This is a genomic window from Streptomyces sp. NPDC058697 (genome assembly GCF_042715345.1).
Taxonomy (GTDB): domain Bacteria; phylum Actinomycetota; class Actinomycetes; order Streptomycetales; family Streptomycetaceae; genus Streptomyces; species Streptomyces liliifuscus.
Genome location: NZ_JBHXSU010000006.1, coordinates 530,065 through 550,023, shown reverse-complemented (window position 1 = coordinate 550,023; position 19,959 = coordinate 530,065). Strand labels below are relative to the sequence as shown.

Genomic DNA, 19,959 nt, shown 5'->3' with positions numbered 1-19,959 from the left:
CCCCTAAAGGCCTAAAGACCTAGGGGCGCGGGGAACTGCGCAGTCTTTTGGGGGTTCGGGGGCGGAGCCCCTGAGTCGGGGACGGGAATGGGTAGGGGCGGCGGGGGCGATAAAACTCCGCCAACAGCATCGGCACCCCCACCACCGGCACCAGCCACACCATCACCATCAGCCGGTCGATGCCGATGTCGGGATGGGCGGCGATGCTGAGCACACCCGTGCCGGCCGCGGCGGCGAGGAGCACCCCGAAGGCGGGCCACCGCCGGAGGGCCCCCCACCCGCCGGCCACCAGCAGCGCCAAGAACAGCGGCTCGGCCATCTGCCGCCGCAGCCACTCCATCCAGAAGTTGAGCTCCAGGTGGAGGAACTCCCACCACGCCCGCTCCCGGTCCGGCCGGTTGAAGTGGTCGGTGAGGAGGTCCTGGAGGCTGTCGGACTCCGAGGGGTACGGGAGCAGCCGGGTCAGCAGCAGGATGCCCACGACCGCACCCAGCGTCACCTTGAGCAGCGTCTTCACGGCCGCACCCACAGGCCGCCCCGCCCGCCTCCGGTAGAGGCCGATCACCCCGAGCCCCCCGGCCAGACACACCGACAGGAACAGCGCCTGCGAGTGCTTCACGGTGAACAGCAGCGCCAGCGAGACGCCCACCAGCCCGGCGGCGCCCCCCGTCCGTCCCCGCAGCACCAGCGCACACCCCCACAGCACCGCGAGCGTGAGCGCCATCATCGTGCCTTCGGTCATGGGCCGCATCGCGGTCGCACCGGTCGGCAGGACGTAGTAGAGGGACTGTCCGGTCAGTGCCAACCCCACCGGCACACCGACCGTCCGCAGGACGAGGAACACCAGCACGCCCCCGGCCGCCGCGACGGCCACCCCCGCCGCCCACAGCCCCCACGTCACCCCGAGCACCGTCACGAACGGCACGAGCAGCAGCGGATACCCGGGCCGCACCTCGAAGATCCGCATGAACCGTTCGCTCATGAAGGGCGCCGTCCACCCGGACGTCTGCCCGGCCTCCAGCCGCCGCCCGACGCTCCAGTCGTAGTAGCTCCGGCACTCGTCCCGGACCTCCGGCCCCGGATCGGGAGCGCGGAAGCGCCGCACGTCCACACTGTGGTTCCGCGACGCGGTCTCGCCCCGGCTCGCACACACGTACGCGATCGTGCGCCCCGCCGCCTCCTCCTTGTCCGCACCGCCCAGACTCAGCGCGTACGACAGGTAGTTGCGGCTGTCGGGCGTGTCCCGGCCGGTGACGTTGGCGAGCTGGAGACAGCCGAAGAGGGCGGCGAGGAACAGCACCCAGGCGGCGGGCCGAGCGTTCACGACCGGGCCAACTGCCCGCTCGGGACGCCGGGTGCGGGGACCGTGGGCGGCACGGCGGACAGGTCCTCGCCCAGCATCAGCAGCCGTACGACCCGCTCGGCGGCCCGCCCGTCGTCGTAACCGCCGAACCGCTCCCGGAAAGCCTCCCGCAGTCGCGTCGACTCCGCGTCCCGCCACGCGCCCGACGCGAACAGCCGCGCCAACTCGCTCTCGTCGTAGGTCACATGGCCCGGCGGGCGCTCGGTGACATCGAAGTACGTGCCGCGTCCGGCGAGGTAGGTGTCCCGGTCGTAGGCGTGCAGGACGATCGGCCGGTCGAGGTGGGCGTAGTCGAACATCAGGGCCGAGTAGTCGGTGACCAGCGCGTCCGAGGCGAGCATCAGGTCCTCGACGCACGGCTCGTCGGTGACGTCCAGGAGCACACCCCGCCGAGCCAAGTCCCTCAGCTGCAGGCCGCGTTCGTGACGCTGGGCCAGTGACGGGTGAAGGCGGACCGCCAGGACGTGGTCGCCCGGCAGCCCCGCCACCAGGCGTTCCAGGTCGCAGGTGGGCGCGTAACCGCCCTGACGGTGGTCGCGGTTGGTCGGCGCGTACAGGATCAGGGTCCTGTCGTCGTCGACGTCCAGCCGCTGTCGTACGGAGTCCCGTCGGCCCGGCTCCGGGCGGACCAGGCAGTCGTTGCGCGGGCTGCCCGAGCGCAGGGACACGAAGTCGCAGGGGTACGCGCTGTCCCAGACCAGCTCCGAGTGCGGGTTCGCGACCAGGCTGTAGTCCCAGCGGTCGGCCCGGCGCAGCATCTTCGGGACGCTGAAACCGCGTCGAGCGCCCGGGTACTTGAGGAGGTCCGTGCCCATCGACTTCAGGGGGGTGCCCTGGTGGGTGTGGATGTGCACGGCACCCTCGCGCTTCACCAGGTCGTTGGCCCAATTGACGTTGTTGACCAGGTACTTGGCCCTCGCCGTCACCTTCCGGTACGCGCGGCTGCCCGGCAGGACGTGCTCGACGTCCGGCGGCAGCGTGTCCACGTACTCCTTCCCGACCACCCACACGCTCCGGATGTGCGGGGCGATCTCCCGCGCCTTGCTGTGGATCGCGGCCGGATCGCCCAGGACACCCCGGTGCGAGAAGGCCGAGTACACGGCGAGGTTGGGGTCGAGTGCCCGCCGCAGGACCAGCCGTCGGTGTGTCGCGAGCAGTACTCTGCGCAGTCGCCGTCGCCAGACCCGGTAGCGCCTGCGCAGGCCTGCCCGCAGCACGGCGGCCGCGCGGTGCAGTCCGTAGAGGGCGTACGGGGTCCGGGCGAGCAGCGTGAAGGACACCCGCGGGATCTGCGCACCGAGGCGGTGTCCGATCGGGCGGTACGCGCGCAGGTCCCGTGCCGCCCGCCGGTGGAACTCCGGGCGGGCCGACGGCGGTACGCGGTCCTGTTGGCGGAGGATGAAGAGGTAGTGGTCCGCCATGTGGTCGTAGAGGAAGCCGCGCCACCGCTCCAACTCGGGCCGCTCCGCGATGAACTGGAACAGCCGCTCGTACTGCGCGAACACCTCGAAGTGCTCCCGGCTCGGCGTGCGCATCGCGTTGCCCTGGCGGCGCTGCCGGTAGTACACGCAGATCCGGTCGACGAGCGTGATCGTGCGGGCCGTCCACAGCGTCTGGTAGACGACCACCGCGTCCTCGTAGAAGCCGGTGGGGAAGGTGAAACCGCCCTCGCGGAAGAAGTCGAGGCGGTACGCCTTGTTCCAGACGACCGTGAACAGGTCGAGCAGATCGGGGCGTTCGGCGACCGTGAACACCTCGGGGCCCGGCGCCTCGAACACCGCCGCGTCCCGGTTGCGCCGCACCGCGCCGTGCCAGTGCGTGCGCGCGTAGTCGAACAGGACGATGTCGGGCCGCGAGGTCGCGTCGATGCGCTCGGCGATCGCCCGCAGAGTCCCCGGCGTGTAGCTGTCGTCGCTGTCGAGGAACAGCAGGTACTCGCCCCGCGCCAGCTTCGCGCCGTGGTTGCGGGCCGGGCCGATCCCGCCGTTGACGGGCAGATGCACCGGAACGATTCGTTCGTCGCGGGCCGCGAACTCGTCGATGATCGCCGAACTCCCGTCCGGGGAGCAGTCGTTGACGACGATCAGCTCGAAGTCGCCGTACGACTGGTCGAGGACCGACTCCAGGCATACGCGCAGATAGCCCTGCACGTTGTGAACGGGCACGACGATGCTGAAGCGGGGCATGGCACCTCCAGGTCCGGGAACCGGCGGGAATTTCGGGGGACTTGACGGCGGCATCAGCAGGCCGGAGTGCTGGACCGTGAGCCGCCGACGACGACCGCCGGTCTCGCCGCCGCGGGAACGGGGAGGCGCTCGTGCAACGGCACCACCGGCGGCAGCTCCTCCTCGGACTGCCCCAGCAGCACCCGCCGTACGACCCGCTCGGCGGCCCGCCCGTCGTCGAACCGGCAGAAGCGCTCCCGGAACCGGCCCCGCAGCCCGGCGGACGCCTCGTCCGCCCACTCGCCCGCCGTGAGGATGCGGATCAACTCGTCCTGCGTACGGGCGACATGGCCGGGCGGCTCGGCCAGCAGGTCGAAGTAGACGCCCCGGGTGTCCCGGTAGACGTCCCAGTCGTCGGCGTAGGTGACGATCGGCCGGTCCAGGTTGGCGTAGTCGAACATGATCGACGAGTAGTCCGTGATCAGGGCGTCCGAGGCCAGGCAGATGTCCTCGGTGTCCCGCGAGGCCGTGACGTCGATCAACTTCCCGGCGGACACGGCCTGTTGGAGGTCCGCGTCGCCTTCGAGGAAGTAGTGCGCCCGCAGCAGCACCACGAACTCCGGTCCCAGCTCCGCACAGAACCGGGCCAGATCGAACTGGGCCGACACATCGCGCGGATAGTCGCGGTACGTCGGCGCGTACAGCAGGGCCACCCGGTCCTCCGGGATGCCGAGCCGCTCGCGGATCGCGGTCACCTCGGCCGGATCCGCCGTGTAGAAGCGGTCGTTGCGCGGATAGCCGTACTCCAGATGCGTGAAGGCGCTGGGGTAGGCGCCCGACCAGACCTCCGTGGAGTGCGAGTTGGAGGAGAGGGAGTAGTCCCAGCGGTCCGCGCGCTCCATCAGCCGGCCGAAGCTGCCGGTGGCCGCCGCGACGGCCCGGTACTCGATCTGGTCGACGCCCATCCGCTTCAGCGGCGTCCCGTGGTGCGTCTGGACGTGCACGGACCCGGGGCGTTTGACCACGGCCGTCTCGAAGTTGACGTTGTTGAACGTGTACTTGGCCCGCGCCATCACCTCCCAGTACCGCCTGCTCCCGATCACCACGCTCTCCACGTCCTCGGGCATGGTCGCCGCGTCCTGCTCCCGCACCAGGAACACCGACCTGATGTGCGGGGCTAGTTCGCGTGCCTTGCGGTGGATGGCGGCCGGGTTGCAGGCGTAGCCGCGGCCCCAGTAGGCGGCGTAGACGGCGAGGTTCTCGTCGAGGGGCCTGCGGAGGTATCGCCGGTACGGGCCGCGGGGGCGGCCTCGGCGCCATCTGCGGGCGGCTCGGGTCGCGAACGCACGGGCCTGTTCTGTCTGTTGGCCGAGACCGAGGAGCGCGCGGAACGTGGTGTACGCGCCGTGGGCGAGCAGGCGGTCGCGCAGCCCCTTCGTGCGGTGGCCCGCCGGGCGGTGGCAGCGGTAGAGCCTGCCGGCGCGGCGGAAGAAGGCCCTGCGGCAGGAGGTGGCCGCCGTGTCGAGGACCTCGGCGAAGAGGTGGTCGAAGAGGGCGTGCGAGGTGTCCTGGGCCAGGTCCTGTTCCGCCGCCCGCCTCAGTACCAGCTCGACCTGGTCGAGGAGTTGGCGCTGTGCGTCGGGCGTCGCGCCGCCGCCGCTGCTGCCGCTGGGGCGCCGCTCACGGCGTCGTACGCAGACCGTGTCCAGCGTGGCGGTTCTCCCCGCCGCGAGGGTCACCAGGCCGGACCAGCCGATGTCCGCGAAGTGGCCCTCCGGGAACGTGAGTTGGTGGTCGGCGAGGAATGTCCTTCGGTAGACCGTGGCCCAGACCGGCTGTCGTACGTCCGTGGGGTTGCCGTCGGCGGTTCGTTCCGCCACCGGTTCGCCCACCCACCACGGCACGCGCTCGTGGGCGAGGTGCAGGACGTCGACCTCGCCGGTTTCGTGGAGCCGTGTGTCCGTCGCCGCGAGTGCTCCCGCCGTCAGTACGTCGGTCGCGTTCAGGAAGAGCAGGTAGGTGCCGGTGGCCGCGTGCGTGGCTGCGGCGCGGGAGCCGGTGGGGTGGGTGACTCGGGGGTCCTTGTCGGCGTACTCGTGTGTGACGGTCGCCGCCGGGGAGTCGGGGGTGTCGCAGACCGTGATCAGTTCGAAGTCGGTGAAGGACTGGGTCAGGACCGAGTCGAGGGCGGTGGGGAGGCGCCCCGCGAGGCCTTGCGCGGTGACGATGACGCTGAAGCGGGGCATGTTGTGCGGGGCTCTTTCTGTGACGTGGGGTGTGTTGTCGGGTGCGGGTGGGTGGGGGCTGGTCGCGCCGTTCCCCGCGCCCCTGGGTGGGAGGGGGGTTCGGTGTGGTGTTTGGGTGCGGGTTCGTTTGGGCTGGTCGCGCCGTTCCCCGCGCCCCTGGGTGGGTGGGGGTTGGGGTGGTTCGTTGGCCGCGGGCCGTCGTGGGTTGCTCGCGCAGTTCCCCGCGCCCCTTAAAGGCAAGGGCTACCGCCCCCCAAAGACGAAAGCGCGGGGGCGCAGCCCCTGCCTTTCGTCTTCAGGGGCGCGGGGAACTGCGCGACCAGCCCCCACCGGGGCCGCAGCCGACGCACCGAACCCCGCCCCTAGAGACAAGGGGCCTGGCCCGCCGGTGTGGGGACCGTGGTCAGCGGGGGCGTGGCGGACTGGGCCGCTGCCGAAGGCGTCGGGTGGCGGTCGGTGGGTGGTACCACCGCCGGGAGGCCCGCCATTTCGCCGAGCACGACTCGGCGAACGACCCGCTCGGCCGCGTGACCGTCGTCGTACGGGCAGAAGCGGTCCCGGAACGCCGACCGGAGCTGCGTGGAGCGGGACCCCCGCCAGTGGCCCGTCGCGAAGATGTCGATCAGTTCGTCCTCGCTGCGCGCCACCGCGCCGGGAGGGAACGCCCGCAGGTCGAAATACGTGCCGCGGGCAGCCTCGTACGCCTCCCAGTCGTCCGCGTGGATCACGATCGGCCGGTCGAGGCCCGCGTAGTCGAACATCAGGGAGGAGTAGTCGGTGATCAGGGCGTCCGAGGCGAGGCACAGGGACTCGACGCTCGGGTGGTCCGACACGTCGATGAGCCGGCCGGCGCTCCGCGCGAGCGGGGCCCCGTACGCGTGGTGCGCGCGGGTCAGCAGGACGAAGCGCGGGCCGAGTTGGCGCAGCACCCGCTCCAGGTCGAGCGCGGTGCGCTGGGTGCGCCGGTAGTCGCGGTGCGTGGGCGCGTACAGGACGGCGACCGCGCCCTCGGGGATGCCGAGGCTCTCGCGCAGCCGGGCCACGTCGGCCGAACTCGCCTGCTGGAACGGGTCGTTGCGCGGCTGGCCGTACTCCAGTGTCGTGTAGCCGGACGGGAAGACGCGCTCCCAGACGAGGGTGGAGTGGCGGTTGGCGGACAGGCAGTAGTCCCACTGGTCGGCGTCGCGCAGCAGGCCGGTGAAGTCCGTGCCGCGGGCCGCCGCCGGGCGTTCCTGGAGGTCCAGGCCCATGTGCTTGAGCGGTGTGCCGTGCTGGGTCTGGACGAGGATCTGGCCGGGGCGCTTGACCAGCCGGCGGTCGAAGTCGGCGTTGTTCACGAGGTACTTGGAGCGGGCGAGGGCCGTCCAGTACGCGGCGGTGCCCGGTGTCAGCCTGCGCGTCGCCGTCGGGATCGTGTGGTGGAACTCGGGGTGCGCGATCCACGCGGTGCGCACGTCCGGCGCGTACGTCCGGAACGCGGACTCCAGTGCCCCCGGGTTGCAGCCGTGACCGCGACCTCCGTGGCTGGTGAACACGGCCTGGTCGGCCCGGACGGGAAGCCGGAGCTGGATCTTGTAGTGGAGACGGAGCGCTGTCCCGCGGAGGGTTCGGGCCAGTGCCCCGGTGAGTCGTGTGACGCCCCGCTGGAGCCGCACCGCCGCCCACAGCGCCCGGTATGTGGGGTGACTGCCCAGGCGTACCAGCGCGTGCCGCAGCCGGTTCTCGGACGGGACGTCGGCGGACCGTACGCGGTAACGGACGTAGTGGGCACGGGCCTTGCGCAGGAACAGGGCGCGGGAGCGGCGGGGCACCCGGTCGCGCTTGAGGAACACGGCCGACAGATGGTCGACCATGCGGTGGAACAGGACCGGCCGCCAGTGCGCCAGTTCGGGGTGCGCGTCGAGATGCGCGAAGACCCGGTCGTACTGGTCGAAGATGTCGAAGTGCCTGCTGCTGACCGTGCCGAGGATGTTCCCCCGGCGGCGCTGGCGGTAGTGGACGCAGACGCGGTCGAGCGTCGCGATCGTCCCGGCGGCCATCAGGACCGGGGACGTCCAGGGGGTGTCCTCGTAGTAGCCGGGCGGGAAGGCGAAGCCCTCTCCGGCGATGAACTCCCGGCGGTACGCCTTGTTCCACACGACCATGAGGACCTTCAGCAGCCCCGGCCGGTCGTCGAGCGTGAATGGCGCCGGCGCGTCCTCGGTGAGCTGGCCCGCCTGTACGTTGCGTACCGTCTCGCCCGACCAGAAGGTGCGCGCGTAGTCGTAGACCAGGACGTCCGGGTCGCCGGTCTCCTTGACGCGGTCGGCGATGGCCCGCAGGGCGTCCGGGGTGAGGGTGTCGTCGCCGTCCAGGAAGATCAGGTAGTCGCCGGTCGCGTACCGCATACCGGCGTTGCGGGCCCGGCCGAGGCCCACGTTCTCCTTGAGGTGGACGGCCCGCACACGGGGGTCGGCGGCCGCGAACTCGTCGATGATCGCGCCGCAGGCGTCGGGTGAGCAGTCGTCGACCGCGATCAACTCAAGGTCGGTGAAGGACTGTTCGAGAACGGATGCCATGCACTCGTGCAGATATGCCTGCACCTGGTACGCGGGGACAATGACACTGAACCGGGGCAAGGGACATCCTTGTGTCGGCGCGGGCATACTGCCCGGAAACGGCCGAAGGGGTTACCGGGTTACGCCGGATGCGGCATGTGGGGGACCCCGGGTGAACGCGAAGGGGCGGACCGGTGACGGCCCGCCCCTCGCGATGTGTACTCCGGGTGCCCGACCCGGGTGTCCGGACGCTACTTCACCGCGCCCGCCATCACACCGGACACGAACTGCCGCTGGAACGCGAAGAACACGGCCAGCGGGATCACCATCGAGATGAACGCGCCGGGCGCGAGCGTCTCGATGTTGCCGGAGAACTGACGGGTCTGCTCGGTCAGGGCGACCGTCAGCGGCCGTGATCCGGAGTCCGAGAAGACCAGCGCCACCAGCATGTCGTTCCACACCCACAGGAACTGGAAGATGCCGAGCGACGCGATCGCGGGCGCGCCGAGCGGCAGCACCACGGTGGTGAACAGGCGGGTCTCGCTCGCGCCGTCGAGCCGTGCGGCCTCCAGGAGTTCACGGGGGATCTCCGCGAAGAAGTTCCGCAGCAGGAAGATCGCGAACGGCAGGCCGAAACCCACGTGGAACAGGACGACACCGATGATGGTGCCGAAGATCCCGAGGTCACCGAAGAGTTCGGACAGCGGGATCAGGGCGATCTGCACCGGCACCACGAGCAGCGCCACCACGGCCAGGAACCACCAGTCGCGGCCCTTGAAGTCCATCCAGGCGAAGGCGTATCCGGCCATGGCCCCGATGACGATGACCAGGGCGGTGGCCGGCACGGTGATCCAGATCGTGTTGAGCAGGGAGTCGGTGATCGCCTCCTTGCCGAGCAGGGTCGAGTAGCTCTCGGTGGTGAGCTGGGACGGCTTGCTGAAGACCGTCCACCAGCCGGAGTCGGCGATGTCGGTCGGGTCACGGAAGGACGAGGCGAGCAGCCCGACCGTCGGCGTCACCCAGAGCAGTGCGACCAGGATGAGGAAGACCCGCATCACACCGCCGGTTGCGCCGCTCGCCAGCCTGGAGACGAGCGACCGCTCGGGCGGACCGGCCGCTTCCGCGGTCTCCGGCGGGGCTTTCAGAGGTACGGAGGGTGCGGTCACCGTCGGCGCTCCCTTCGCAGTCGGCGGATGTTGACGATCATCACCGGCATGACGAGCAGCAGCAGGACCACACCGATCGCGCTGGCGAGGCCGAGGTCTCCGCCACCGCCGGTGTACGAGTTGTAGAGCTGCAGGGCCAGGACGTTGGCCTCGTCCTGGGTGGGCTGCGGGGCGATGATGTAGATCAGGTCGAAGATCTTCATCACGTTGATGATCAGCGTGATCAGCACGACCACCAGGACCGGAGCGAGCAGAGGGACCGTGACCCTGCGGAACACCTGCCATTCGTTGGCCCCGTCGACCCGGGCCGCCTCCAGGAGGTTGCGGTCCACCCCGGCGAGACCCGCCGCGATGAGCACCATCGCGAAGCCCGCCCACATCCACGCGTACGAACCGATGATGGCCGGTGTGATCAGGCTCGGGCCGAGCCAGTCGACGCCGTTGTAGGGCGCCGCGAAGTTCGAGGACGGCAGGCGTAGTTGGGCACCGTCGGCGGAGGCCGGCAGCGTGAACGTACCGTCGTCGCCCGCTTTCGCGGAGGCCACGACCTTGCCGTCCTTGACCGCCTCGACCTTGATGCCCGGCAGGGCCTTCTCACCCGCGTCGACGGCGCCCTTCTCACCGCCGCCGCCCAGTTTGAAGTCCAGCCAGACCGTGCCGGACACCCCGTCGCCCGAGGCCTCGGCGGGCTTGGCGTCCCCGGGGCTGCCGGGCACCTTGTTCGGGGCGATGCCGACCAGCGGGATCAGGGCCGGGGAGCCGGCGCTCACCGTGCCCGTGGAGGTGAAGGAGCCCCCGCCGGACGCCTTGAGGTCGCTCTCGGCCGAAGGGCGTGCCTTCGGATAGACGGACGACTCGGCGAAGGTGTCGTGCACCCCCACCACCACGGCGTTCGCCACCCCCTGATCCGGGTCCGCCTCGTACACGAGCCGGAAGATGATGCCCGCGGCCAGCATGGAGATGGCCATCGGCATGAAGATGACGAGCTTGAACGCCGTTGCCCAGCGCACCCGTTCGGTCAGCACGGCGAAGATCAGACCGAGCCCGGTGACCAGCGCCGGGGCGACCGCGACCCAGATCGCGGTGTTCTTGACCGCGGTGAACGTGGCGTCGTCCGTGAAGATGTCGCCGTAGTTGCCCAGCCCCACGAAGCCCGAACCGTCGGCGTCGTACAGACTGCGCCAGATCGAGTACCCGATCGGGTAGACCACGAGCGCGCCGAGCAGCACGATCGCGGGCAGCAGGAACAGTCCTGCCACCCACGGCCGGGTACCGATCACGCTCTTGCGTTTTCCGGCGGGGGGCACCGGACTCGCCGGGCCCCCCGCCGTCGCCACCTGCGACGACATGGGCTGCCGTCAGCCCTTGTACGCCTTGGCGGCGTCCGCTTCGAGCGCCTGCTGCGCGCCCTCGACGTCCGAGGGGGTCTTGAGGAAGTCCTGCAGCGCCTTCCACTCGCCCGCGCCCTGGGTGCCACCGAAGGCGGCCGGGGCCTGGTCGGACATGTCGAAGCGGAACTCGTCGCCCGCGTCGAGCAGCGCCTTGGCGATGTCCCCGGCCACGGCGTCCTTGTAACTCTTCAGGTCCATCTCCTTGTTGGGGGAGATGAAGCCGCCCTGCGCCGCCCAGATCTCGGCCGCGTCGGTCGAGGCGAGGAAGGTGATCAGGGCCTGCGAGGCCTTGTCGTCCTTCAGGATCACGGCCACGTCACCACCGCTGACCACCGGCGACTCGTCGCCGACCGCCGGGAACGGGAAGACCTTGGCGTCCGTGCCGATCTTGGCCTTCGTGTCGGCGTTGATGTTCGCCGCGACGAAGTCGCCCTCGTAGACCATGGCGGCCGGGGTGTCGCCCGAGAAGGTGTTCGTCACGGACTTGGGGAACTCGGTGCGCAGCGCGCCGGCCCTGCCGCCCGCGATCAGGTCGTCCTTGCCCCACAGCTGGGCCAGCGTGGTCAGGGCCTCCTTGACGGAGGGGTCCGTCCACTTGATCTCGTGCTTCGCCAGCTGGTCGTACTTCTCCGGGCCCGCCTGCGAGAGATAGATGTTCTCGAACCAGTCGGTGAGGGTCCAGCCGTCCTGGCCGCCGATGGAGACCGCGGGCGAACCGGCGTCCGACAGCGTCTGCGCGGTCTGGAGGAACTCGTCCCAGGTCTTGGGCTCCGCGGTGATCCCGGCCGCCTCGAACGCGGCCGTGTTGTACCAGACCAGGGACTTGTTGGCGGCCTTCGCGTAGACGCCGTACTGCTTGTCCTTATAGGCGCCCAGGTTTTTCCAGCCCGCCGAGAAGTTCTTGTCGATCTGCGCCTGTGCCTCGGCGCCCAGGGGCTTGACCCAGCCCTTGTCGACGAACTGGTGCAGCACACCGACCTGCGGCAGGAACGCCACGTTCGGCGGCTTGCCGCCCTGGATCTTCGTGCCCAGGAAGGTGGACGTGTTGTTGCCGGTCGGCACGAAGCTGACCTCCGCGCCCGTGCGCTTCTCGAACTCGTCCAGGACCTTGGTGAAGTTGTCCTGCTCGGGGCCGGTCCAGACGGCCGCGACCTCCAGCTTCTGGCCGTCGAGCTTGGGGAGCTCGACACTGGCGGCGCTGCCGGTCTCGCTTCCCCCGCCTCCTTCGTCGCTCTTGTCGTCGTCACCGCCGCACGCCGTGAGCGTGAGCGCCATCGCCCCCGCGACGACGGCGGCCGCGGTTCGCGCGGTCCTGCCCAACTTGTGCGACTTGTTGTGCGGCCTGTGTGTACGGAGAGTGTTGCTGCGCATGACTTGCCCCGTTCTTCGTCGAACGTCCGAGCGCTGTCCCGTGCGCTCTTGGTCTACGCCCGTGCGGTTGGGGGCGGCAAGAGCGCCTGCGCTGTCAAGACCGTGATCGTAACCGCGTCGTGACGTGGGGACTTGGGGGCGTGCCCTGGACCCCGAGGGGGGTGAGATTTCGGGTGCGGGTCCGGCCGTGGCTGATCGCGCAGTTCCCCGCGCCCCTGAAGACCTAGGGGCGCGGGGAACTGCGCAGTCTTTTGGGGGTTCGGGGGCGGAGCCCCTGAGGCAGCCCCCGAACCCGCCGCTAGAGAAGCGACGGCACCTCCGTCGCTGAGACGGAGCGGGCGGCTCGCTCCAGGGCGCTGGCCAGGAGGGCCAGGTCCGTGGGCCCGTTGCCCAGCTCACGGACGGGTCGGCGCGCGGGAGGATCGCCCATGCGGGCCCACTCCAGCGGGACGACAGTCGGACGCAGAGTCGCCGTACGAGGAATACGCCCCGTGACCCGGCCCCCCTGGAACGGCGTTGACCGACCGGCCGGTCCGCCGAGCCTCCCCCGCCCGGCCGGGGGCTCCTCCGGCCCGGCCACCACCGCTTCGAGGACAACCCGAAGCGTCGCCCGCCGGGCCAGCTCCGTCTCGTCCGTCCGCTCCCCGCCCCCGGTCGCCGCCACCAGATGCACCCCGAGCCGCTCCCCGTCCCGCGCCACGGCTTCCAGCGCCCGCACGACCGAACCGGCGGCCGGGCGCCCGGGGGAGCCCAGCGCGGGGGAGAGCAGCGCGTCCAGGTCGTCGACGACCACAACGAGCCGGGGGAGCGGAGGCCCCGTGTCCGAACGGGGCCGGCTTGCGACGGGACGCAGCCGGAGGGTGGAACTGGAGGACGTGTCGAGATCCCCGGCACCGGCGGACCCGCCGGCCGTACCGCCCTGCCTGGCCGCTCCCGAACCAGCCGATCCAGCGGATCCAGTCGCACCCGCCGAACCCGAACCTGCGGACCGCTGGGCGACGACACGGCCCGACGCCCCCTGCCGGTCCTGCCGATCCTGTCGCGCCTGCCTGTCCTGCCGGTCCTGCAGGGAGTGCCACTCGGCGAAGTCGAGCCGGCCGAGCAGTTCGGCCCGCCGCTTCAGCTCGGCGGCCAGGGACTGGGCGAACTCCCGCATCCGTACGGGATCGTGGGCGCCCAGATGCGTCGTGACGTGAGGCAGGTCCGTACACACCTGGAGCCCGTCCCCGCGCGCGGCCGCGCCACCGCTGCCCGTGCCGTCCCGGCCGTCGATGAGCACGATGCCGAGCCGGTCGGGCCGTTCCGCGGCGGCGAGCGAGGCGGCCACCGAACGCAGCAGTTCCGTACGCCCGCTGCCGGAGGGGCCCTCGACCAGCAGGTGCGGTCCCTCGACCGCGAGGTCCGCGCAGACGGGCCCGCGGGGACCGGCGCCGAGCACGGCCGTGGCCCGGCCGCCGAGCGCCTCCGGGTCGTCGGCCGCGTCCGCCCAGCGCGCCATCAGCGACGCCGGGGTGGCCCTCGCCAGGCCCAACTCGTCCAGGAGCCGGGCCGCTTGGGGCAGCGGCGCGGACACGCGGGTGTGCCGCTCGCCCGCCACGCCGTCCGCGCGGAGCGGCGCCAGCGCCCGGGCGAACCGCTCGGCCCAGGCCATGGACACGGCGTCCACGGCGGCGACCGTGCCATGGCCCACCGGCCCGCCCTGCGCGAGGGATGCGGAACCGCCCGCCTGCTTGCCGTGCGCCACACGCAGCAGGCGCAGCGCTGTCGCCACGTCCCCGCTGAGCAGCGCGACGGCACCGCACTCCCGGAAGGCGGGCGAGGCCGCGCAGGCAGCCTCGTACGTGTCCGTCACCGGTGAGGCGGGCGACGCGGCCGGCGTCTCGACGAGACAGATGACGTGGATCCCGGCCTGCGGCCCCTCGGCCGCGAGCCGTGACACGGCCTCCCGCACACCGGCCGACCCGGGGTCCCCGTCCACCACGACGACGGTGTGGGGGCCCGGCCACTCGGTGTCCGACGGATCGTCGGACCGCGCCCAGGAGGGCCGCCTGGCCCGCCCTCGGGCAGCCGCGTCACTGGTCTGCGTACCGCTGCGGGGGAGTCCCAGGTGGGTGATGTTGCTGTCGCGTGCGGTGGGGTGGGCGCGGGGCAACACCGGGCCGGCGGAATCGGTGCGCTCACCGGCGCGGGTCGGGTCGCCGTCGGACGGGTGCCTCGACCGGGCCCCACCGTCGGAGGAGGAAGAAGAGGTGGAGGCAGAGGGAAAGGTGGACCCGGGGCGGCCGCTCGCACCGCCGTCGTGGACCCCGTGGCCCCGCTCGCCACCGCTCGGCCGTTGTACGGCCGAGAACGCCCCGCTGTCGTCCGGTGAGCCGTCGCCCAGGCGAAGCCCTCCGCCGGTGGATCCGGTGGACACGGAGGCCCGGCCCACCTCCGCCAAGTGGTCCTCAAGCCTGCGGACCAGCTCCTCCGTACGTGCCGTCGCCTGTTCGCGGTCGTAGGCGAGGAGGAGACGGCAGTCCTGGCCGTGGGTGGGACGGAGATGGGGGAGCCAGCCGAGCCAGGACCACTCGGCGGTGCGCTCCTCCACGGACCGCGAGCGGTCCGTGCTGATCAGGGTGATTTCCAGGGCGTCGGGCGAGTGCAGCGCGGCGAGCTGGGCGACCACCGCGCGGGCGAGCCCCGAGAGACGGCCGCGCGGCCCGGCCAGGCCCAGCGCCCCGACCTCGCGAAGCCCCGCGGTCACCGGCACCGAGGGGAGCAGGCCGGAGCCGTCGGGCGCGCTCCGGTCCGCCGTGCCGAGCCGCACCGTGAGCGTCTCCGGGTGTCCCGGGCCGCGCTCCCACAGCCGCGGGTCCGGTCCGAGCGCGGCAAGCAGCAGTGCGGCGGGATCGGGCCACCGCTCGGGAGCGGACGCGCCCGCGACGACTGGTTCCTCGGCTGCCGGTGTCTCGTACGCGTCCTCGTACGCCTCGTCGTGCTCCGTGTCCGGCTCGTCGCTCCGGCCGCCCGCCAGCCGCCGGGCCCAGGCGGAAAGCCCGCCGCGCTTGCGCACACCACGCGGCACGGTTGTCCCCCGGAGGGGAGTGCCTTTTCGGCCGCCCTCACCGGGTGCGGGTACGTCCGCGTTCTCCTCGGAAGCCGCTGTGGAAGGCGCTCCGGAGTCCGTGCTCTCGATCCGGGGCGGCCTGCCCTGCCCCGGCACGACGGTCGGGTCTGCGGGCGTGCGCCGCTGAGGCGAGGACGTGGTCCCGGCGGGCCCATGGGAGCGCCCGCCCTCGGCGGAGCCCCACCCGGCGGTGCCGTACCCGTGATGCGTCTCGGCGGTCGGCGGCGCGACCTGGAAACGGGACGCGGCCTCCGGAGCGCCCCCGCCGTCGTCCCTGTCGCCCCCGTCACGCGCGTGGGGCACCCTCGCCGCTCCGGCCGCCTCACCTGGTGCCGGCGCCGGTGCCTGCTGTTCCGTACGACCGGACGTGGCCGTCGGCTGTTCCCGCTCGGGGGTCTCCGGTGCCGTCACGACCCGGACGTGTCCCTCGCCGTCCGGCGCGGTCTCCCGCACGACGGCCGGTTCGCCCGCCGGGGCCAGGCGCAGCGCGGATTCGCCCACCCGGAGGAGTGCTCCAGGCGCGAACCGCACCTGGCGCTCGCTCACGCGCCGGCCGTCCAGCGTCGTGCCGTTGGTGGAGCCCAGGTCCGCCACCGACACACGGCCGTCCGCCGCGACCGTCACGGCGCAGTGCAGGCGGGAGACGTCCGGGTCGTCCAGCGGCACGTCGGCTTCGGCCGAGCGGCCGATGTCGATCCGGCCGCCGTGCAGGAAATGGACGCCTCCCGCATCGGGTCCGGCCACCACGCGCAGCTGGGCCGCGGCGGGGTCGAGGTCGGGACCGGGCTCCGAGGGGGCGCCGAGCGACAGCACGGCGCCGTCCATGAGAGGTGGCTCACCCAGCGTGCAGCGCTGCGCGTCGAGCCGCTCCGCCCCCGCGTACAGCACCCCGGCTCCCTCGCCCCCGACCGCCGAGGCGAGGCCCGAGGCCACCGCCGCGAGCGCGGTCCCGGCGGGTGCTGTCACCAGCACGTCGCAGGACGCGGGGCGTCCCTCGGGGCGCGTCCCCAGCGGGTCTACGACGGTCAGCCGGATCTGCATCGCCGTCAGCGGTCCCTTCTGTCGCGGGCGCCCGCGACGAGGCTGCACCGCGGTCCCCCACCGCAGATTCCCCCACCGCACACGGGCACTTCGGCCAGTACGGGAAGCATCCTCGCACCTGCCACTGACAACACGCCCGTCCTCCACCGGCAAGTGATCTTGATTGGTCGGCTCTGCCCGCAAAAGTGCCTGACCAATGCCCGAGCGATGTCCGCTTGAGATCGGTCACGTCAAGATGCGGCAACCAAACCACCCAAAGCGAGCGTCTTTTCATCGAACACATACAGGAACGCCTTACGTAATGCATGGGCAGGCGGGGTGAGGGAAACCGCAGCGGGACGACAGCCCGGTGCCACGTTCGACGGCACTACAGTGGGTCGGAACCACCCGCAGCAGGGTGGACGGATCAGTCAGGCAAGCAGCAGGGAGCGCATGACGTGCGGCCGGTAGGGAGCAAGTACCTCCTTGAGGAGCCGCTTGGGCGCGGCGCCACAGGCACCGTCTGGCGCGCCCGCCAGAGGGAGACAGCGGGCGCCGAGGCGGCAGTACCCGGTCAGCCGGGTGAAACGGTGGCGATCAAGGTCCTCAAGGAGGAGCTCGCCAACGACGCGGACATCGTGATGCGGTTCCTGCGGGAGCGCTCCGTGCTGCTCCGCCTGACCCACCCGAACATCGTGCGCGTACGGGACCTCGTGGTCGAGGGCGATCTGCTGGCCCTGGTCATGGACCTGATCGAGGGCCCGGACCTCCATCACTACCTGCGCCAGAACGGCCCGTTCTCGCCGGTCGCCGCCGCGCTGCTGACCGCCCAGGTCGCCGACGCGCTCGCCGCCAGCCACGCCGACGGAGTCGTGCACCGCGACCTCAAGCCCGCGAACGTCCTGCTCAAGCAGGACGGCGGCCAGATGCACCCGATGCTGACGGACTTCGGCATCGCCCGTCTCGCCGACTCCCCGGGCCTGACCCGCACCCACGAGTTCGTCGGCACGCCCGCGTATGTCGCGCCCGAGTCGGCCGAGGGCCGCCCGCAGACCTCCGCCGTCGACATCTACGGCGCCGGAATCATGCTGTACGAGCTGGTCACCGGCCGTCCCCCGTTCGGCGGCGGATCGGCCCTGGAGGTCCTGCACCAGCACCTGAGCGCCGAGCCGCGCCGGCCCTCCACGGTCCCCGACCCGCTGTGGACGGTCATAGAGCGCTGCCTGCGCAAGAACCCCGACGAGCGGCCCAGCGCCGAGAACCTCGCCCGTGGCCTGCGTACGGTCGCCGAGGGCATCGGCGTGCATTCGAACTCCGCGCAGATCGCCGCCGCCGAGGCCGTGGGCGTCCTGCTCGCCCCGGACCTGGCGCCCGCCGCCGTGCCGGGCGACTTCGGTGCCGCCGACCCCACCCAGGTGCTCCCACAGGGCGCCGCCTCGTACGACCCGAACGGCGCGACCAGCGTCCTGCCGCACACCGGCGCCGCCGACCCCACCGCCGTACTGCCGAACCGTGGTGCGGCCGACCCGACGTCCGTGATGCCGCCGGTGCCGCCGGGACAGCCCGGGGGCGGTCCCGAGGACCCGCACCCCTGGCAGAACCAGCTGCGGGCGGCCCGCGACCGCAACGAACCGACGCAGATGCAGCCGTACCTCGACCCGAACGAGGACCCGCTGCGGCGGCGCCCGCAGCGCCAGGTCGCCAGGCCCCAGCAGCAGCCACCGCCGCAGCCGAGGCCCCAGCAGCCCCAGCAGCGCAGGCAGCGGCCGCCCCAGAACCAGCCCGGTTACGGCTATCCGCAGCAGGGACAGCAGCCCCAGGGGTACGCGCCCCAGCACCAGCCTCAGCAGCGGCAGGCTCCGCCCCAGCAGCCTCAGCAGCCCGCGCCGAGGCCGCCGCGCGAGCCCCGGCAGCGCAGCTCCAACCCGATGAAGATCCCCGGGCTCGGCTGCCTCAAGGGATGCCTGTTCACCGTCGTCATCCTGTTCCTGGCCGGGTGGGCGATCTGGGAGTTCAGCCCGCTCCAGGGCTGGATCGGCACGTCCAAGAGCTACTGGGGGCAGCTGACGGACATGGTCGGCACGGTCACCGGCTGGGTCAAGGACCTGGACAACGGTTCCGGGGAGTAAGTCTTCTCAGGTGCCAATAAGCCTTTTCAGGTATTTCAGAGCATTGCCCCTTCAAATCCCCGGAACCGCGGTGCGGTTCTGGGGATTTGTCGACACCTGGGGGGTGATTTCTGTCGCCGAAGAGGAGGTTGGCGCTCTGGGCGCGTAGCTTTATCGGCAACACGCGCCCGTAGGAGCAGTCTTGGTACGGAAGATCGGCAGCCGGTACACCGCCAACCAGATTCTGGGGCGGGGCAGCGCCGGCACGGTGTGGCTCGGCGAGGGGCCCGAGGGCCCCGTCGCCATCAAGCTGCTGCGCGAGGACCTCGCGTCCGACCAGGAGCTCGTGGGCCGTTTCGTGCAGGAGCGGACGGCCCTGCTGGGCCTGGACGACCCGCACGTCGTCTCCGTACGGGACCTCGTGGTCGACGGCAACGACCTCGCCCTGGTCATGGACCTCGTCCGCGGTACGGATCTGCGGACCCGGCTCGACCGGGAGCGGCGGCTCGCGCCCGAGGCGGCCGTCGCCATCGTGGCCGACGTCGCGGACGGACTCGCCGCGGCGCACGCGGCGGGGGTCGTGCACCGGGACGTCAAGCCGGAGAACGTGCTGCTCGACATGCAGGGGCCGCTCGGACCGGGCGGCTCGCACCCCGCGCTGCTCACCGACTTCGGGGTCGCCAAGCTCATCGACTCACCGCGGCGGACCCGGGCGACGAAGATCATCGGTACGCCGGACTATCTGGCGCCCGAGATCATCGAGGGGCTGCCCCCGCGGGCGGCCGTCGACATCTACGCGCTGGCGACCGTGCTGTACGAACTCCTTGCCGGGTTCACGCCGTTCGGCGGGGGACACCCGGGGGCGGTCCTGCGGCGGCACGTCACCGAGACCGTTGTCCCGCTGCCCGGGATTCCCGAGGAGCTGTGGCAACTGCTCGTGCAGTGTCTGGCGAAGGCGCCCGCGTCCCGCCTGCGGGCGTCCGAGCTGGGCGAGCGGCTGCGGGAGCAGTTGCCGATGCTGGCGGGGATGCCGCCGCTGGACGTGGACGAGCCGGAGGGGGACGAGGACGGGGGCGGCGGGTACGACGACGCTCCCGCCGAGCCGCAGGCTCCGCGGGAGCGGGTCCGGCGTGGGGCCGTTCCCCTCGTGCCCGGCGCCAAGCCGGACTCGAACCGGGACACGCATACGTCGATGAGGGTGCCCGGGCCCGACGAGCTCGCGGGCGGCGCCCGTGGGACGGCCCGGGCGCCGCGGGCCGCGGGGGCGCCGCGGCCGGGGTCCGCGCGCCATCGGGCCGCCGCGGCTCGGCGTCGGCGGATCACGTTGGGGGCGGCGGGGGTGGCGCTCGTCGCCGCGGTGGGGGTTGGTGCGTGGCTTGCCACCTCGGGGGACGACGCCGGCGCGACGCCCTCCGAGACGGAGACGTCGGCACCGGCTTCGCCCTGACGGGCCGATTGTCGTTTGTCTGGTGCGGGCCCGGTG

The 19,959-nt window shown here is 71.9% G+C and carries 10 protein-coding genes; 2 read left to right on the top strand and 8 right to left on the bottom strand.

Features of this window, described 5'->3' with window-relative positions:
- Positions 1–19: 19 nt before the first annotated feature.
- The 8 genes from ACFWXQ_RS18345 to ACFWXQ_RS18310 all read right to left on the bottom strand — a co-directional run bounded on the left by ACFWXQ_RS18345 (position 20) and on the right by ACFWXQ_RS18310 (position 16,389).
- Positions 20–1,324 (bottom strand): hypothetical protein, encoded by a 1,305-nt coding sequence (locus ACFWXQ_RS18345; protein WP_383953778.1) that lies wholly within the window; start codon positions 1,322–1,324, stop codon positions 20–22.
- Entirely contained in the window at positions 1,321–3,549 is a 2,229-nt protein-coding gene (locus tag ACFWXQ_RS18340) for a CDP-glycerol glycerophosphotransferase family protein (protein ID WP_383953780.1), read from the bottom strand. The genes ACFWXQ_RS18345 and ACFWXQ_RS18340 overlap by 4 nt, the downstream gene beginning before the upstream one ends.
- A gap of 53 nt (positions 3,550–3,602) precedes the next feature.
- Entirely contained in the window at positions 3,603–5,774 is a 2,172-nt protein-coding gene (locus tag ACFWXQ_RS18335) for a CDP-glycerol glycerophosphotransferase family protein (RefSeq protein ID WP_383953782.1), read from the bottom strand.
- Positions 5,775–6,136: 362 nt separating this feature from the next.
- The gene (locus ACFWXQ_RS18330) at positions 6,137–8,392 is read right to left on the bottom strand and encodes a CDP-glycerol glycerophosphotransferase family protein (protein ID WP_383953784.1); all 2,256 of its coding nucleotides are present in this window, start codon (positions 8,390–8,392) and stop codon (positions 6,137–6,139) included.
- Between the two features lie 170 nt (positions 8,393–8,562).
- Positions 8,563–9,366, bottom strand: a complete 804-nt coding sequence (locus ACFWXQ_RS18325; protein ID WP_383953790.1) for a carbohydrate ABC transporter permease — start codon at positions 9,364–9,366, stop codon at positions 8,563–8,565.
- Between the two features lie 107 nt (positions 9,367–9,473).
- Positions 9,474–10,826: a carbohydrate ABC transporter permease gene (locus tag ACFWXQ_RS18320; RefSeq protein ID WP_383953786.1), complete on the bottom strand. Its 1,353-nt coding sequence runs from the start codon at positions 10,824–10,826 to the stop codon at positions 9,474–9,476.
- 9 nt (positions 10,827–10,835) lie between these two features.
- Positions 10,836–12,239, bottom strand: a complete 1,404-nt coding sequence (locus ACFWXQ_RS18315; RefSeq protein ID WP_383953787.1) for an ABC transporter substrate-binding protein — start codon at positions 12,237–12,239, stop codon at positions 10,836–10,838.
- A gap of 298 nt (positions 12,240–12,537) precedes the next feature.
- The gene (locus tag ACFWXQ_RS18310; RefSeq protein ID WP_383955637.1) at positions 12,538–16,389 is read right to left on the bottom strand and encodes an FHA domain-containing protein; all 3,852 of its coding nucleotides are present in this window, start codon (positions 16,387–16,389) and stop codon (positions 12,538–12,540) included.
- Between the two features lie 437 nt (positions 16,390–16,826).
- Here ACFWXQ_RS18310 and ACFWXQ_RS18305 point away from each other — a divergent pair, with 437 nt between their 5' ends.
- Complete coding sequence (locus tag ACFWXQ_RS18305) at positions 16,827–18,497, top strand: serine/threonine-protein kinase (RefSeq protein WP_383955640.1); 1,671 nt, start codon at positions 16,827–16,829, stop codon at positions 18,495–18,497.
- Positions 18,498–18,678: 181 nt separating this feature from the next.
- Complete coding sequence (locus tag ACFWXQ_RS18300; RefSeq protein WP_386268544.1) at positions 18,679–19,923, top strand: serine/threonine-protein kinase; 1,245 nt, start codon at positions 18,679–18,681, stop codon at positions 19,921–19,923.
- Positions 19,924–19,959 lie beyond the last annotated feature (36 nt).

Excerpts from the sequence above, each read along its gene's own strand:
- ACFWXQ_RS18340 (WP_383953780.1), bottom strand. The coding sequence starts at position 3,549 with ATGCCCCGCTTCAGCATCGTCGTGCCCGTTCACAACGTGCAGGGCTAT.
- ACFWXQ_RS18310 (WP_383955637.1), bottom strand. The coding sequence starts at position 16,389 with ATGCAGATCCGGCTGACCGTCGTAGACCCGCTGGGGACGCGCCCCGAG.
- ACFWXQ_RS18320 (WP_383953786.1), bottom strand. The coding sequence starts at position 10,826 with ATGTCGTCGCAGGTGGCGACGGCGGGGGGCCCGGCGAGTCCGGTGCCC.
- ACFWXQ_RS18335 (WP_383953782.1), bottom strand. The coding sequence starts at position 5,774 with ATGCCCCGCTTCAGCGTCATCGTCACCGCGCAAGGCCTCGCGGGGCGC.
- ACFWXQ_RS18315 (WP_383953787.1), bottom strand. The coding sequence starts at position 12,239 with ATGCGCAGCAACACTCTCCGTACACACAGGCCGCACAACAAGTCGCAC.
- ACFWXQ_RS18325 (WP_383953790.1), bottom strand. The coding sequence starts at position 9,366 with ATGCGGGTCTTCCTCATCCTGGTCGCACTGCTCTGGGTGACGCCGACG.